The 16,253-nt window shown below is 63.2% G+C and carries 15 protein-coding genes and 1 tRNA gene; 11 read left to right on the top strand and 5 right to left on the bottom strand.

What is annotated here, in order from left to right; genetic code table 11:
• Window positions 1–57 precede the first annotated feature (57 nt).
• Window positions 58–468, bottom strand: a complete 411-nt coding sequence (locus F6X39_RS37495; protein ID WP_410449840.1) for a helix-turn-helix domain-containing protein — start codon at window positions 466–468, stop codon at window positions 58–60.
• A gap of 168 nt (window positions 469–636) precedes the next feature.
• On the opposite strand from F6X39_RS37495, the gene F6X39_RS00785 reads away from it, so the two are divergent.
• Both F6X39_RS00785 and eutC read left to right on the top strand, forming a co-directional pair.
• The gene (locus F6X39_RS00785; protein ID WP_184074354.1) at window positions 637–2,031 is read left to right on the top strand and encodes an ethanolamine ammonia-lyase subunit EutB; all 1,395 of its coding nucleotides are present in this window, start codon (window positions 637–639) and stop codon (window positions 2,029–2,031) included.
• Window positions 2,028–2,819 (top strand): ethanolamine ammonia-lyase subunit EutC, encoded by a 792-nt coding sequence (gene eutC / locus F6X39_RS00780; protein ID WP_187615146.1) that lies wholly within the window; start codon window positions 2,028–2,030, stop codon window positions 2,817–2,819. Before F6X39_RS00785 ends, eutC begins: the two co-directional genes overlap by 4 nt.
• A 31-nt stretch (window positions 2,820–2,850) precedes the next feature.
• On the opposite strand, the gene F6X39_RS00775 is transcribed toward eutC, so the two are convergent.
• Entirely contained in the window at window positions 2,851–5,169 is a 2,319-nt protein-coding gene (locus F6X39_RS00775) for a heavy metal translocating P-type ATPase (RefSeq protein WP_187615145.1), read from the bottom strand.
• Between the two features lie 81 nt (window positions 5,170–5,250).
• On the opposite strand from F6X39_RS00775, the gene cadR reads away from it, so the two are divergent.
• The 6 genes from cadR (at window position 5,251) to F6X39_RS00745 (ending at window position 10,800) form a co-directional block, all read left to right on the top strand.
• Entirely contained in the window at window positions 5,251–5,682 is a 432-nt protein-coding gene (gene cadR, locus F6X39_RS00770) for a Cd(II)/Pb(II)-responsive transcriptional regulator (protein ID WP_184074348.1), read from the top strand.
• Between the two features lie 121 nt (window positions 5,683–5,803).
• Entirely contained in the window at window positions 5,804–6,004 is a 201-nt protein-coding gene (locus F6X39_RS00765) for a hypothetical protein (RefSeq protein WP_090802271.1), read from the top strand.
• 23 nt (window positions 6,005–6,027) lie between these two features.
• On the top strand, window positions 6,028–7,431 hold the full coding sequence (gene dbpA / locus F6X39_RS00760) for an ATP-dependent RNA helicase DbpA (protein WP_187615144.1): 1,404 nt from the start codon (window positions 6,028–6,030) through the stop codon (window positions 7,429–7,431).
• A gap of 341 nt (window positions 7,432–7,772) precedes the next feature.
• Window positions 7,773–8,927, top strand: a complete 1,155-nt coding sequence (locus tag F6X39_RS00755; RefSeq protein WP_184074344.1) for a pyridoxal phosphate-dependent aminotransferase — start codon at window positions 7,773–7,775, stop codon at window positions 8,925–8,927.
• A gap of 64 nt (window positions 8,928–8,991) precedes the next feature.
• Complete coding sequence (locus F6X39_RS00750) at window positions 8,992–9,786, top strand: ABC transporter substrate-binding protein (RefSeq protein ID WP_018418949.1); 795 nt, start codon at window positions 8,992–8,994, stop codon at window positions 9,784–9,786.
• Window positions 9,787–9,927: 141 nt separating this feature from the next.
• Window positions 9,928–10,800, top strand: a complete 873-nt coding sequence (locus tag F6X39_RS00745; RefSeq protein WP_187615143.1) for an AraC family transcriptional regulator — start codon at window positions 9,928–9,930, stop codon at window positions 10,798–10,800.
• 40 nt (window positions 10,801–10,840) lie between these two features.
• Here F6X39_RS00745 and F6X39_RS00740 read toward each other — a convergent pair whose 3' ends face one another.
• On the bottom strand, window positions 10,841–11,428 hold the full coding sequence (locus tag F6X39_RS00740) for a LysE family translocator (RefSeq protein WP_187615142.1): 588 nt from the start codon (window positions 11,426–11,428) through the stop codon (window positions 10,841–10,843).
• Between the two features lie 496 nt (window positions 11,429–11,924).
• On the opposite strand from F6X39_RS00740, the gene F6X39_RS00735 reads away from it, so the two are divergent.
• A complete protein-coding gene (locus tag F6X39_RS00735) occupies window positions 11,925–13,382 on the top strand; it encodes a sensor domain-containing diguanylate cyclase (RefSeq protein ID WP_262412441.1) in 1,458 nt (485 codons plus the stop codon).
• 114 nt (window positions 13,383–13,496) lie between these two features.
• On the opposite strand, the gene F6X39_RS00730 is transcribed toward F6X39_RS00735, so the two are convergent.
• Together F6X39_RS00730 and F6X39_RS00725 are read right to left on the bottom strand one after the other, a co-directional pair.
• Window positions 13,497–14,252: a complement resistance protein TraT gene (locus F6X39_RS00730; RefSeq protein WP_184040829.1), complete on the bottom strand. Its 756-nt coding sequence runs from the start codon at window positions 14,250–14,252 to the stop codon at window positions 13,497–13,499.
• Between the two features lie 363 nt (window positions 14,253–14,615).
• Window positions 14,616–14,691 (bottom strand) — tRNA-Lys (locus tag F6X39_RS00725).
• A 200-nt stretch (window positions 14,692–14,891) separates the two neighbouring features.
• Between F6X39_RS00725 and F6X39_RS00720 the strand changes: the two genes are divergently transcribed.
• Together F6X39_RS00720 and F6X39_RS00715 are read left to right on the top strand one after the other, a co-directional pair.
• A complete protein-coding gene (locus F6X39_RS00720) occupies window positions 14,892–15,296 on the top strand; it encodes a PaaI family thioesterase (protein ID WP_187615140.1) in 405 nt (134 codons plus the stop codon).
• 75 nt (window positions 15,297–15,371) lie between these two features.
• Entirely contained in the window at window positions 15,372–16,250 is an 879-nt protein-coding gene (locus F6X39_RS00715) for a patatin-like phospholipase family protein (RefSeq protein ID WP_184025761.1), read from the top strand.
• Window positions 16,251–16,253: the final 3 nt, after the last annotated feature.

Below are 16,253 nucleotides of genomic sequence, written 5' to 3'. Positions count from 1 at the left end.
ACCAAACACCGCGCGAAACGTCCGCGAAAAAGACTGCAAACTGCTATACCCCGAACGCTAGGCAATCTGAGCAATCGGCATCGAACTACTCGCAAGAAAACCTGCTGCGCGATGCAACCGTAAACGCCGCACGGTCGTCGCGACCGTCTCGCCATACATCGCCTGATAAATCCGGTGCCAGTGATACGGTGACAAACAAGCAATCTCGGCAAGCCGTCCTATATCGAGCGGTCCGTCGAGGCGATCGTAGATATGGTCGAGCACGCGTGCGAGTCGCGTCTCGTATCGAGCCCGATGTTCTGATTCGTTCATGACTGGACCGCAGAAAATTGGCGCGAGAGGATGCGAACAAAGTATCACGTCAGCGAGTGTCAGCCGTTTACCAAATCCTGCGGATTTCAAGCGGTGCGCACAAAGGGGATTGAGCGCCTGTTGACCGCGCCCCGTGGACGCGAGCAGGAGCGCCAAACACAGCATCGGCAAACAGCCCCAATCTCCGCAACGTGACGCTGCCGCCGTTTGGCGCTATCGTGTAGTGAGCAGCACCAGCACCAGCACCAGCACCAAGCAACCCGCAGCATGTAACCGCCGTTCCCATTCCTACCCGCGTTCGCGCGAGGCGATGGAGCCGCAAACATGAGCTACACCGAGTCGATCGGCAGTCGCACGTACCGCTTCGCCGACCTGAAGACCCTGCTCGCGAAAGCGAGCCCGCAACGCTCGGGCGACCAGCTCGCAAGCATCGCGGCAGCGAGCGAAGAAGAGCGGGTCGCCGCCAAAATGGCGCTCGCCGAGGTGCCGCTACGCACGTTCCTGAACGAACCGCTGATCCCCTACGAAACCGACGAAGTCACCCGCCTGATCATCGACGATCACTCGCCAGCAGCCTTCGCCGAAATCTCGCATCTGACGGTAGGCGACTTCCGCAATTGGCTACTCAGCACCACAACCGACACCGACGCACTCACCCGCATCACCGAGGGCCTAACACCAGAAATGGTCGCCGCCGTCTCAAAGCTGATGCGCAACCAGGACCTGATTACCGCCGCCCGTAAGCGCCCGGTCATCACCCGCTTTCGCAACACGGTCGGTTTACCGGGCCGCATGTCCGTACGCCTGCAACCGAACCACCCAACCGACGACGTCAAAGGCATCGCCGCCTCGATGCTCGACGGCCTGATGTACGGCTGCGGCGACGCGCTGATCGGCATCAACCCCGCGAGCGACAACCTCGCCGCGATCACGAAGCTGCTGCAGATGATCGACGACTTCCGCCAGCGCTATCAGGTACCGACGCAGTCGTGCGTACTCACGCACGTGACGAGCACGATCGCCGCGATGGAAAAAGGCGCGCCGGTCGATCTCGTATTCCAGTCGATCGCCGGTACCGAAAAAGCGAACGCGAGCTTTGGCATTTCGCTCGCGCTGCTGCAGGAAGCGTACGAGGCGGGGCTGTCGCTCCAACGCGGCACCGTCGGCAGCAATCTGATGTACTTCGAAACGGGGCAGGGCAGCGCGTTGTCGGCGGATGCGCATTTCGGCGTTGACCAGCAGACCTGCGAGGCGCGCGCCTATGCGGTCGCGCGCAAGTTCAAGCCGTTTCTGGTGAACACGGTAGTCGGTTTCATCGGCCCCGAGTATTTGTACGATGGCAAGCAGATCACCCGCGCGGGTCTCGAGGATCACTTCTGCGGCAAGCTGCTCGGCGTGCCGATGGGTTGCGACATCTGCTACACGAACCACGCCGAAGCGGACCAGGACGACATGGACAATCTGCTGACGCTGCTCGGCGTAGCGGGCATCAATTTCATCATGGGCGTACCTGGCGCGGACGACGTCATGCTCAACTATCAGAGCACGTCCTTTCACGACGCGCTGTACGTGCGCGACGTGCTCGGTTTGCGCCGTGCGCCGGAATTCGAGGAATGGCTGGAGTCGATGCAGATCATCGACGCACGCGGCGCGTTGATCGGCGCATCGGCGCGGCAACCGCTGCTCGAGAGCGCGCGCGACTGGATGGGGATCGCATGAGCGAGAACGACGCACTCGACAAGGACCCGTGGAGCGCACTGGGTCGGTTTACGCAGGCACGCATCGCGTTGGGCCGAGCGGGCAACAGCCTGCCGACCGCACCATTGCTCGCGTTCAATCTCGCGCATGCGCAGGCGCGCGACGCCGTGCACCATCCGCTCGACGTGGACCCGCTGCACGCACAACTGCGCGCGCAAGGTTTCAACACGCTCGACGTGCATAGCGCCGCGCCGGATCGCGAGCATTATTTGAGGCGCCCTGATCTTGGGCGGCGTCTGTCGGAGGAGAGTCGCGCGACGCTTGGCCGACTACCATCGCAATCAAGCGATGTGCTGTTTGTGATCGGCGATGGTCTATCGGCGTTCGCCGCATCGAAGCAGGCCGTACCGTTGCTGCAAGCTATACATCCAAAGCTCGCGGGTTGGACCATCGGTCCCGTAGTGGTCGCGCGTCAGGCACGCGTCGCACTCGGCGACGAGATCGGCGAATTGCTCGACGCGAAAATCGTTGTGATGCTGATCGGCGAGCGGCCGGGTTTGAGTTCGCCGGATAGCCTCGGCATCTACGTCACGTACGCGCCGAAAACGGGGTGCAGCGACGCCCAGCGCAACTGCATTTCCAACGTGCGCCCGCAAGGCCTCGACTATCCGCAGGCCGCGCACAAGCTGCACTATCTGCTCACGCGGGCGAGGAAGCTGAGACTGACAGGGGTGGGCTTGAAAGACGACAGCAATGAGCTGCTAGCCAGCGCTCCGACGCATCCTGCCGTGAACGACGGTTCAGCGTAGGACGCAACGAGCGCAAACCTCGCACGCCCACTCACTTGCGCAACAACCTCAACCCATTGCCCACTACCAGCAAACTCGCACCGACATCTGCGAACACCGCCATCCACATCGTGCCGAAGCCCATCAACGTCAGCACGAAGAACACGCTCTTGATGCCAAGCGCGAGCGCGATGTTCTGCACCAGCACCCCGTACGTCGCCTTCGACAACCGGATAAACGCCGGAATCTTCCGCAGATCGTCGTCCATCAACGCGACGTCGGCGGTTTCGATCGCGGTGTCGGAACCCATCGCACCCATCGCGAAGCCGATGTCAGCGCGCGCGAGCGCGGGCGCATCGTTGATGCCGTCGCCGACCATGCCGACCGTCGCGCCATCGCTCGACCATTGCGTGAGCGCGTCGAGCTTGTCCTCGGGCAACTGATCGCCGCGCGCTTCATCGACGCCGACCTGGTGCGCGATCGCCTCGGCGGTATGACGGTTGTCGCCGGTCAGCATCGTGGTGCCGACGCCGAGCCGCCGTAATTCGGCGACGGCGGCGCGGCTCGTTTCCTTCACCGTGTCGGCGACCGCAAACAGCGCGAGCACGCGCTGCGCATCGGCGAGCATCACGACGGTTTTGCCGTGCTGTTCGAGCGCATCGAGACGCGCTTCGAGTTGCGGCGAGCAGCGGCCCAGTTCCTCGACCAGGCGATGATTGCCGAGCCAGTACCCGATACCGTCGATATCGCCGCGCACGCCGCGTCCAGCGATCGCGTCGAACGCATCGACGTGCAGGTGTTCGACGCCGTCGTCATTGGCGGCAGCAGCGATCGCCATCGAAACAGGGTGGTCGGAGCGGCCCCCGAGGCTTGCCGCAAGCGTACGGTATCGGAACGTTTCACCCGCGTCACCAACCACCTCAAACTCCGTCTGCACTGGCTTCCCGTGCGTAATCGTCCCGGTCTTATCGAGCGCCAGCCGGGTCAGCTTGCGACCCTGTTCGAGATAAACGCCACCCTTGATCAGAATCCCCTTGCGCGCCGCGGCCGCGAGCCCGCTGACGATCGTCACCGGCGTCGAAATCACGAGCGCGCACGGACACGCGATCACGAGCAGCACCAGCGCCTTGTACACCCACGCGTGCCAGGCTCCACCGAACACGAGTGGTGGGACCAGAGCGACGGCGAGCGCAATCGCGAACACGATCGGCGTATAAACGCGCGCGAATTCATCGACGAAGCGCTGGGTCGGCGCCTTCGTGCCCTGCGCCTCCTCGACCGCGTGGATGATCCGCGCGAGCGTCGTGTTGCCGGCGGCCGCCGTCACTTGATAATCGAACGAGCCCGCCTGGTTGATCGTGCCGGCGAATACGGCGTCGCCGATCGCCTTGTCGACGCGCAGGCTCTCGCCGGTGATCGGCGCCTGATCGACGCTCGAGCGGCCCGCGACGATTTCGCCATCGAGCGCGATCCGCTCGCCCGGCTTCACGCGCACGAGCGTCCCGGGCACGATCGCGTCGACGCGGACGGGCTGCCACGCTCCATCGGGCTGCTGCACGCTGGCCTGTTCGGGCGTGAGCCGCATGAGCCCTTCGATCGCGTTGCGCGCGCGGTCGAGCGAGCGCACCTCGATCAGCTCGGCGATCGTGAAGAGCACCATCACCATTGCCGCTTCGGGCCACTGGCCGAGCAGCGCCGCGCCGGTCACGGCGATGCTCATCAGCGCGTTGATGTTCAAGTTGCCGTTGCGCAGCGCGACCCAGCCCTTGCGATATGTCGTGAGGCCACAGGAGGCAATCGCGACGACCGCCATACCCGCCACCACCCAGGCCGGCGCGCCGAGCCAGCTAGCGGCTTCTGAGGCTCCCGCGACGATGCCGGCGAGGATCAGGGGCCACCACGGCTTGCGCATTGCGTCAGTGGCTGCCTGGGGCACCGCGTCGGCGTTCCCACCCTTTCCGGCGTCGCTTGCCAGTTCGGGCGTGAAGTCGAGCGAGCGCAGGGCGGCCAGGACCGACTCGAGCGCCTCCGGCGCGTGGACGACAGTCAGCACGCGCTGCATCAGGTTGAAGTCCATGCTACGCACGACCGGCATACGGCCGAGTTTCTTGCGGATCAGCGCTTCCTCGGTCGGGCAGTCCATCTGCAGGATGCGGATTGCGGTGCGAAGGTCGTCGCCGAGGGCTTCGGACGGAGGCAGGCGCAGCGACGCAGGCGCAAAAGCGCTAGCGGCGCAGCAAGCGACAGCAGCGTGATCATGGGCGTGGCCGTGATCATGGTCGCGCCGCGCATCAACGTCGCCGCAACCCCCGTGTGTACAGGCTTCCTCGCGTTCCGGACGATCGGTGGCAATACGGCAGGTGTCAGGCATTGGTGGCTTCCTCGTGCGATTTGTGGTCTAGTAAACACCCTGAAGCCACTACAAGGTCAAGGCCGCGTGGAGGAAGGGTCCATGAAAATCGGCGAACTGGCGAAAATCGCCCATTGCACGACGGAAACCATCCGTTTCTACGAAAAAGAGCGCCTGCTGCCCGAGGCGGAGCGCACCGAAGCCAATTACCGCAGTTACACGGCAAAGCATGTCGAGCGCCTGCGCTTCATTCGCAATTGCCGCGCGCTCGACATGACTCACGACGAAATCCGCGCATTGCTGCGTCTGACCGACGCGCCGGCGAACGGCTGCGGCGGCATGCATACGCTGGTCGACGAGCACATCGCGCACATCGACACGCGTATCGAAGAACTGCAGCAGCTGAAGGCGCAACTGACGACGCTGCGCGACCAATGCCACGGCGAGCATCCGGTCGAAGACTGCGGCATCGTGCACGGCCTGACCGACATGGATGTGGCCGTGCCGCGTCCGCGGCATACGCATCTCGGCTGACGCCATGCTTGCCGTCGAGCGCTATCGCGTCACGACCCAGCGCCGGCGCGGCAACCCCATACACGGCAAGGCCGCAGTGCGACCTTGCCGATCGATCATCGAATCCAGTTGGAGAATCAACGTGTTCACCTGTAGAAATCAGTCCTGCGGCGCGCAGTGGGAGCAATCCGACGTCGTCATCAAGAACGAAGGCCAGGGGCTGCTGTTCCGCTGCCCGCTGTGCGGCGCGCGCAATTACGTCGAGCGTTTCGACGGCGACAACGGCGCGGTGCTGTACGAGCAGTTGCCGGGCCGCCCCGATCAGGGCCCGATGGCCGAGTAATCGCGATTCCTACAGACGATCCTATGAACAGTCCCACCGCCGCCGGCGCCGCATTCAGCGAACTGCCGCTACCGCCCGCCACCCTCGCGAACCTGACGCAGCTCGGCTACGTCGAGATGACGCCAATCCAGGCCGCGAGCCTGCCGATCGCGCTCGCCGGTCAAGATCTGATCGCGCAGGCGAAAACCGGCAGCGGCAAGACCGCGGCGTTTTCGCTGGCGCTGCTCGCGCGCCTCGATGTACGCAAATTCGGCACGCAGGCAATGGTGCTGTGCCCGACGCGCGAACTCGCCGATCAGGTCACGCAGGAAATCCGCCGTCTCGCGCGCGCGGAAGAAAACATCAAGGTGCTGACCTTGTGCGGCGGCACGCCGATGCGTCCGCAGACGGCGAGCCTCGAACATGGCGCGCACGTCGTGGTCGGCACGCCGGGCCGCATCATGGATCACCTCGAACGCGGCAGCCTCGATCTGCAATCGCTGAACACGCTCGTGCTCGACGAAGCCGACCGCATGCTCGACATGGGTTTCTTCGACGACATCGCGAAAGTCGCCAGGCAATGCCCGAAAGAGCGCCAAACGCTGCTGTTTTCGGCGACGTACCCCGAGGGCATCGCGAAGCTGAGCCAGCAATTCCTGCGAAACCCGAAGGAAGTCAAACTCGCCGAGCGGCACGAGGACAGCAAGATCCGTCAGCGCTTCTACGAAGTGACCGAAGACGAGCGTCTGCACGCGGTCGGTCTGCTGTTGAATCACTATCGTCCGGTCAGCACGATCGCGTTCTGCAACACGAAGCAGCAGTGCCGCGATCTGCTCGACGTGCTGCGCGCGCAGGGCTTCCATGCGCTTGCGCTGCACGGCGAACTCGATCAGCGCGAGCGCGATCAGGTGCTGATCCAGTTCGCGAACCGCAGCTGCTCGGTGCTCGTCGCGACCGACGTCGCCGCGCGCGGCCTCGACATCGCGCAACTCGAAGCGGTGATCAACGTCGACGTGACGCCGGACCCGGAAGTGCACACGCATCGCATCGGCCGCACGGGCCGCGCCGATCAGGAAGGCTGGGCGCTGAGTCTCGCGAGCATGGACGAGATGGGGCGCGTCGGTGGGATCGAGCAGGCGCACAAGCGCGACGTCGAATGGCACAAGCTGGCCGAGCTGAAGGCGGCCAGCAACGACCCGCTGCTGCCGCCGATGGAAACGCTGCAGATCCTCGGCGGCCGCAAGGACAAGATCCGTCCCGGCGACGTGCTCGGCGCGCTGACCGGCGACGCCGGCTTCGCGGGCTCGCAGATCGGCAAGATCAACGTGACCGACATGTCGACCTATGTCGCGGTGGAGCGCAGCATCGCGCGCGAGGCGGTGCGCCGGCTCAGCGCGGGCAAGCTGAAGGGGCGCAAGGTCAAGGTTCGTTTGATGGACGAAGCATGATTCACCCGAAGTTCCGGCTTTCATTGAAAGTCCAATAACTCGAAAAACGGCCGCGTCAGCGGCCGTTTTCGCGACCGGGCCGCTCAGCATCACATTCCTTCATACCTACGCAGTTACCCGCATTCCCCGAAATCCGCACCGCGTCCCCGCAAACCATGAAGCCGCCGGCTTAGGCCTGCGTCGAGCGGCTTCGCGCGAGCCATGAAGAAAACGCATGCCGCGCATGACAAAGTTTCGATTGTGAGCGTTCTTTGGCTGATGCCTAATCACCCCACCGGAAGGAACGCCCCGCCGCCGCCATTCGCGCGGCCGCCGGCGGGTGTAGAAAGGGAGAAAGTCTTATGCAGAGCGCCATGCAAGCCCGCTCGAAACTGCCGGACGTCGGCACCACCATTTTTACCGTGATCGGCCAACTGGCCGCGCAACACGATGCGTTGAACCTGTCGCAGGGCGCGCCGAATTTCGCGCCGGACCCGAAGCTCGTCGACGGCGTCGCGCAGGCGATGCGCGCCGGCCACAACCAGTACGCGCCGATGGCCGGCATCGGCGCGCTGCGCGAAGCGCTCGCCGACAAGGTCGAAACGCTGTACGGCGTGCGCTACGACCCCGCCAGCGAGGTGACCGTGCTCGCGAGCGCGAGCGAAGGTCTTTATTCGACGATCAGCGCGCTCGTGCATCCGGGCGACGAAGTGATCTACTTCGAGCCGTCGTTCGACAGCTACGGCCCGATCGTGCGCCTGCAGGGCGCGAAGCCGGTCGCGATCAAGCTGTCGCTCGATCACTTCCGCGTGAACTGGGATGAAGTCGCCGCCGCGATCACGCCGAAGACGCGCATGATCATCGTCAACACACCGCACAATCCGACCGCGACGATTTTTAGCGACGCCGATATCGAGCGGCTGAAGGCGCTCACGCGCAACACCGACATCGTGATTCTGTCCGACGAGGTCTACGAACACGTCGTGTTCGACGGCGCGAAGCATCAGAGCATGGCGCGCCATCAGGAACTCGCCGAGCGCAGCGTGATCGTGTCGTCGTTCGGCAAGTCGTACCACGTGACCGGCTGGCGCGTCGGCTATTGCCTCGCGCCCGCCGCGCTGATGGACGAGATCCGCAAGGTCCATCAGTTCATGGTGTTCTCCGCCGATACGCCGATGCAACACGCGTTCGTCGACGCGCTCGCCAATCGCGACAGCTACCTCGGCCTGTCCGACTTCTATCAGAAGAAACGCGATCTGCTCGCGCATGCGCTGCGCGAATCGCGCTTCGAGCTGTTGCCGAGCGAAGGCAGTTTCTTTATGCTCGCCCGATTCCGCGGCTTCTCCGATGAAAGCGACAGCGATTTCGTGCTGCGCCTGATCCGCGATGCGCGCGTCGCGACGATTCCGCTGTCGGCGTTCTACACCGACGGCACGGATTCGGGGCTGATTCGCCTGAGTTTCTCGAAGGACGACGCGACGCTGCTCGAAGGCGCGCGGCGTTTGTGTGAAATCTGAGCGCGCGAGAGCACACTCGAAGTATCGAAGTCATCAAAGTATTCGAAGAATGAAGGGAGATGTTATGAAGTTGCTCAAGTGCTTGTTGGCGCTGGCCTGTGCCGGCGCGTCGCTCGCAACATCGTCGGCCGCAAGCGCCGCCGATACCGCGACGCTGCGTTTCGGCCTCGAAGCGCAGTACCCGCCGTTCGAGTCGAAAGGACCGAACGGCGAACTGCAAGGGCTCGATATCGACGTGGGCAACGCGGTCTGCGCGGCCGCGCACATGACGTGCAAGTGGGTCGAAACCTCGTTCGACGGCCTGATTCCGGCGCTGCAAGGCCGCAAGTTCGACGCGATCAATTCAGCGATGAACGCGACCGAGCAGCGCCGCCAGGCGATCGATTTCACGACCGTCGTCTATCGCGTGCCGTCGCAACTGATCGCGCGCAGCGACAGCGGTTTGCAGCCGACGCCTGAGTCGCTGAAGGGCAAGCGCATCGGCGTACTGCAAGGCTCGATTCAGGAGACCTTCGCTAAGGTGCATTGGGAACCGGCCGGCGTGATCGTGCTGCCGTATCAGGATCAGAACCAGGTCTATGCCGATCTGACGGCTGGCCGTCTCGACGGCACGCTCGTGCTCGCGCCGGCCGGACAAACGGGCTTTCTGTCGAAGCCCGAAGGTAAGGGCTACGCATTCGTCGGTCAGCCTGTGCGTGACGACAAGATTCTCGGCAGCGGCATCGCATACGGCATTCGCAAGGGTGATACCGCGCTGCGCGATCAGTTGAACGCCGCGATCGCGAAGGTGCAAGCCGACGGCACGGTGAAGACGCTCGCCGCGAAATATCTCGGCAATATCGACGTCAGCGCGAAGTAATCGCGTAGCGTTCGGGCGGCGGCGCCGTTTGCGAGCGGCGCCGCGCGTTCGCTTGTTGGCCATGCGTTTGACGGCTACGATACGTAGGCTTCGCGAAGTCGGAGACAACGGCGAAGTCGGCGGATCAACCGGAGAGCGCGCATGAGCGAGACGATCGAAGCGACAAGCGCTGCGAACACCGCACGCGCAAAAGGCGCAGACGCGCCGCGCTTCTGGCGCAGCGCGGCGCTGCCGTTCATCGAGGCGCGTTCCATCGACGATGGCCGCAAGGTCTGCTACGCCAAACATTCGCACGAAACGTTTTCGATCGGCGCGGTGACGGGAGGCCGCAGCGTGTATCTGAACCGCCACGCGCGGGAATGGGTCGGCGCGGGCGCCGTCGTGATGATGAACCCCGACGATGTGCACGCGTGCAACCCGGTTGCCGGCGAGCGGTGGTCGTATCGGATGCTGCACGTCGACGTTGCGTGGTTCACGAAACTGCAGCACGAGCTGGGCTTCAACGAGAACCATGCGTTCCGCGCGTTTTCGCAGATCATGACGCTCGACGCCGCGCTGTTCGACGGCCTGAACCGGCTGTGCGCGATTCTCGCCGGTAACGACGACGACAACGACACCCTGCGCAAGGAAAGCGCGGCCATCACCTTCTTCTCCAGCGTGCAGCAAACGCTCAATCCGGCGAGCCTGCCCGAGCGTGCCGTGAGCGGCCAACTCGCGCGCGCCGCGGAGTACATCGCCGAAAACTGCACGCGCGCGCTGAAACTCGACGATGTGTGCGAAGCCACCGGGCTGTCCGCGTCGCACCTGATACGCGCGTTCAAGCTGCGCTACGGCATGACGCCCCACGCGTATCTGATCAACCGACGCATCCAGTACAGTCGCGCGCAACTGCGGCGCGGGGCACTGATCGCCGATGTCGCGCTCGATGCCGGCTTCGCCGATCAGGCGCATTTGCAGCGCACCTTCGAGCGGCTGGTGGCGGCGACGCCGGGCCAATATCGCAGCGGAGCGTGACGCGGCATGAAGCCGCCTCAGGAAGCAGGCGCGGCTCGCGTCACTCCACAAGCAGATACATTGCACTGAGCGCGAGCAGCGCCGCCATCACGCGATTGAACACCCGGACCCGCTTCGCTTCACGCAGATGCCTGCGCAAAAACGTGCCGGCATACGCCCAGCTCGCGATCGATAGATAGCAGATCACGAAGTACAGCACCGTGAATTGCCAGACGAGCCCGCCGTCGCCGCCTGCCGCATACGCGCCCATGCCGGCCAGCGACGCGAGCCACGCCTTCGGATTGAGCCATTGCATGGCCGCGCCGTGCGCGAACGACGGCCCGCGCGGCGGCTTGTCCGCGCCGAGCTGGCCGTCATCGATGGTGAGCTTGTAGGCCATGTAGAGCAGAAAGCCCACGCCCGCCCATTTGACGATCTCGATCAGATTGGGAAAGCGCGCGAGCAATTCGTGCAGGCCGAGGCCGATCAACAGAAGCAGCAACGTGAAACCGACCGTCGCGCCAGTGACGTGCCGCAGACTCGCGGCGAGCCCGTGCTGCGCGCCGGCGCTCAGCGCGACGACGTTGACCGGGCCGGGAGAAATGGAACTGGCGAGCGCGAACGCGGCCATCGAGAGTAATGCGGTCATCGGATGCCTCGAAACGTGAGTGTGCGAATGGATTGCGACGCTCAACGGTAACGAGGCGGCGAGGGCATGTATTGAAGGAAATTGCCCAGTCGATAAGAAGTTAAAACCGCTGCGGCTTCAACGGTTCACAAAAACATTAGGTAATGACGCGATGATTCGATAACAAACACGCGTTTGAATTTAAAAAAGAAATACGCGCAAACGTTACCGAGGAAAAACAATTTTTGAATTATCAGGTAAATTCTATTTATCGAAACTTATGATATGCCCCTATGCAGCGGGCGATTATTCGGCCCGATAAACAGTCCGAAGCCTCGAAAATGCGTGATTCCACTTGCGTATGGATTCGCTATCTGCTCGGTGCTCTGTCCCAACAAACCGGAAGCGTAGTGAGCACTTCGACAAACTGAGTCCCGCCGTTGGAAACGCAGAGCACATGATCCACAAAAGAAAGGCCCGGTTTCGCGTCTTGATCGCACGGGCGCGCAGATGGCGGATGCCACGCGATGGCGTCATCTACGCGGGATGCGGCGTGGTGCTCGCAATGCTCGCGCTGTGTGGCTACGCGCTGTATCAGAGCCGCGAGGATGCGATTGCGCGCGCACTCGATTCGACGCGCGATGTCGCGACGATCACCGAGCGCGACATCGCGCGCAATTTCGAGCTGTACGCGCTGTCGCTGCAGGCCGTCGCCGATGGCCTCGGGCGTCCGGGCGTGCTCGATTCGCCGCGTTTGCGGCGCGAGATCCTGTTCGATCGCGCGGCGACCGGGCAATACGTCGGCGCGATGGTGGTGATCGACGCACTGGGCAACGTCGTGATCGATTCGGATAGCGACGTGCCGCGCGGGGGAAACCTCTCGGACCGTCCGTACTTCAGGATTCATCGTGAAGATCCGGATCTCGGGCTCGATGTCAGCGCGCCGTACAACTCGAGACTCAGACCCGGTTCGCGTAGCATCGCGCTGAGCCGGCGACTGTCCCGGCCTGACGGATCGTTTGCGGGAATCGTCGCGCTCGGTATCGATCAGGAGTATTTCGCGAGCCTGTTCGCGGATCTGCGGATCGGGCAGCATGGCTCGGTGTCGATCGTCAGAACGGACGGCACGATCATCGTGCGACGGCCCGACGATCGACACGTGACGGGCAGCGACATCAGCAAGACGCCGTTCTTCCAGCACCTGCTCGCGAAAGACGAGGGCAGCTTTATCGCGTCTTCGCCGCTCGACGGCGCCGAGCGGCTTTACTCGTTCAGACGGATTCCGCAATTGCCGCTGATCGTGCTGGTCGCCGAGGCGACCGACGATATCTATGCGGGCTGGTGGGGGCGCGCGCTGACGATCGGTTCGCTGATGCTGATCTTCGGGATCGGCGTGATCGTGTTGGCGGCGTGGCTCGGCGCCGAGTTGCGGCGTCGACAGCGGGTGGAGCACGAGCTCGAACGGCTTGCCGGCACGGACGGACTCACCGGCCTGCCCAATCGCCGCGCGCTGTGCGAAACGCTCGAGCGCGAATGGCTGCGCGCGCGCCGCACGGGCAGCGTGTTATCGCTGCTGTTCGTCGATATCGATCACTTCAAAGCCTATAACGATACCTACGGTCACCAGGCCGGCGACGTCGCGCTGACCGCGGTCGCGCGCTGCATCCGCAGGGTGATCCAGCGGCCGGGCGATTGCGTCGGTCGATACGGCGGCGAGGAGTTCGTCGTGGTGCTGCCGGATACCGACGCCGCCGGTGCCGGGGTGGTCGGCGAGAACATCCGCGTGGCGATCGGCGAGTTGGACATCGCGCACCAGGGCTGCGAGTTCGGTCGCGTGACGGTCAGCATCGGCGCGACCACGTCGCGGTCGGATCGGGTGACGGATGTCAGCGTCGTCGTTCGGGCTGCCGATGAGGCGTTGTATACGGCGAAGGCCGGTGGCAGGAATAGGGTTGCGCAAATGGGAGTTGGGTGACCGGTCGCTCCTGATTTTTCTGCACCGGAAATGAAGAAGGGTTGCGACGCTTTCGCGTGCAACCCTTTCTGATTTCCGCGACGTGCTACCTCGCGCCGGTTGTCGATGCCTGGATTAGAACGAGCCAGCGATAACGCGCACCAGCCCACTGCGCAGCGGCGGCGCTGCTTCAGCGAACTCGAGATTCACCTTGTTGGCGACGCTCAAGATGCGGGTCTGATACGTACGATAGTTCGTATCTTCGCTGTAGGTCACGGTTGTGCCGCCACTGTTGCCTTGGTGCAGGTTGTGTGTGGAGTTTTCGTGGCTCGCTACGCCACTGTGCTGGCGCTCCTTGATTTGCACGTCGGTAATGGCGGTGTAGTACACGTCTTTAACTGCAGCGTTGGCGACCAGTTCGATCAGGCCGCCCGCGAGGGCCGCGCCAGCGATCGGCGCGGCATGTGTGCTACCAAACGATGCCGCGGCGGCCGCGCCAAGAAAGGCACCGCCAAGAGGGGCGCCATATCCGCCGAATGCTTCCTGGGCCGCCGACGGAGCGACCTTGCCTACCTGCAGGATGTTTGCCTGAAGAATATATTGCGCATGGTCGGGGTCTCCGACGATGCGGTATCCCTTGCCCGAGACGGCCGCTTTCACGTCAGCCGCGATGTCGAAATCAGGCTTGTCGGAGGTATTGCGAATCTGCACGAAAACAGTCTTTTTCGAATCGGCGACCGGGTCCAGGAAGATCGTGTCCGACATCTTTGTCTGGACATCCAGGTCGTGCTTGCTGATCGCAACCTGGGTCGCCGCACACCCGGTCAGCAAGCTGGTGGTGCCGGCCGTAGCCAGAAGAACTGCTGTAAGTGCAAGTTTGTTCAATTTCATAACTTCCCCTGTGTTTCTGCAGCAGATCACTACGGTCCCCTGCTGCACGCTGGCCAATCATTTGAATTAATTTCTTCGCAGATACCCGTCCTTGCATTCTTGTGAGGAAAGGAAGGGCATGTGGAATGTCGGCCGCTAGCTTGAGAATCTTTAGGGTTAGAAGTGAAATTATGCTAACTGGTTAATGGCATGGCCATTACGCGGGAGCGGGTGTTGGGCGTATGGTGATAGGGTCGCCAGCTTGCGTAATCTCGCAGTAGTTTGCGAATGGGCGTGCCGCAGCCGGGTTGTCCCATTTACCGGCACAGGCGACAGAACGCAAAAAGCCCGGTCGCAGTGACCGGGCTTTTTGCTTGAATCTGGTGGTGGGGCGTGAGTGACTCGAACACTCGACCTACGGATTAAGAGTCCGCTGCTCTACCAACTGAGCTAACGCCCCAACAGAAGCGAAATTATGCAGGATCTTTTTGAGATTGCCAAGCCCTTTTCGCAGTGTTATTAAAACGATCGCATCGCCCGAACTTGAGCGTTCCCTCGACAAAGCCGCCATCCCGAAAACATCGACGCGTCCAACGCTGCCGGTATCATGTCGCGGACACCTCCCGCACGCAGCATCGCGGCTTTCGCCCGGGGATTCCCATGGATGACAAAGAGATTACGGAGCTGCTCGACCGAGTTCTCGCCCCCTGGGTCCGGGCGCTCACGTTGACGCCGATCAAGGTCGACGAGGAAAGTGCCACGCTGCGTCTGCCGTTCTCTGGCGAGTGGCGACACTCGGGCGGCAAGATCAGCGGCCAGGTATTCATGGCGGCCGCGGACACGGCGATGGTCGTCGCCATCACCGCCGCGCTCGGCGGCTTCAAGCCGATGAGCACGGTGTCGCTGAATATCAACTTCATGCGCGCGGTCCGCAAGGGCGATGTGCTGATCAAGGCGCGCGTGCTGCGCATGGGCCGCAATCTCGTGTTTGGCGAAGTCGAACTGTTCGACGAAGGCGGCAACATGGCGGTTCAAGCCACTACGACTTACGCGCTGCTCGAGTGAATGCGCGTCGGACCCGAGGGCGCCGCCAACACAATCTGCGCGCAGCAAGAGCAAAGGAAAGCAAGGAAAAGCAGCATGTTCGATCAGGTCGTATTCGCCGGCGGCGGCAACCGCTGCTGGTGGCAGGCGGGTTTCTGGGACGTCGTGCAGCCGCAACTCGACATCCGTCCGCGCGTGATCACCGGCATTTCGGCCGGCGCCGCAACCGCGTGCATGATTTACACGCGCGGCGACTCCGACTGGGTTATGCGCTATTACGAAGACGCACTGCGCCACAATACGCGCAACGCCTACTGGGGCAATCTGCTGCGCGGCGAGTCGGTGTTCCCGCATTACCGGATCTACCGTCAGGCGCTGCTCGATATCTATGGCGACAAGTTTTCCAGGCTCGCGCAGGCGCCGGAAATCCGCATCGGCGTGTCGCATCTGCCGCGCTGGCTCGGCGCGAGAAGTGCGGTCGCGGCAGGGCTGGTCGCGTACAACATCGAAAAATACGTGCGCAAGACGCTGCATCCGACGCTCGGTCGGACGCTTGGCTTTCATCCGGAATTCGTGCGCGCGCAGGATTGCGCGAGCGTCGACGAGTTGGCCGACCTGATCCTGCAATCGTCGAGTACACCGCCGTTCACGCCGGTTCTGCGGCGCAACGGCCGGCCGGTGCTGGACGGCGGCATGGTCGACAACGTGCCGGTCGGCGCGCTAGATGCCGACGCGCCGGGCAACGTGCTCGTGATGGTCACGCGTCTTTATCCGCGGCCGCAGATGTTCGTCGTGCCACACGGCGTCCAGCAGCGGCTTTACGTGCAACCGTCGCGCAAGGTGCCGATTTCGAGTTGGGATTACACGAGTCCGTCACAGATGGTGCACGCCTATAACCTTGGCCGTGCCGACGGTGAGGTCTTCCTTGAACGCATCCCTGCATTGATGGAGGCGGGAGCGCACGAAGCGCGATGAGCG

It is taken from the genome of Paraburkholderia sp. UCT2, assembly GCF_014397665.1.
In the GTDB taxonomy this organism is placed as follows: Bacteria; Pseudomonadota; Gammaproteobacteria; order Burkholderiales; family Burkholderiaceae; genus Paraburkholderia; species Paraburkholderia tuberum.
The sequence above is the reverse complement of the archived record's forward strand: the minus strand, read 5'-3'. Positions and strand labels throughout refer to the sequence as shown.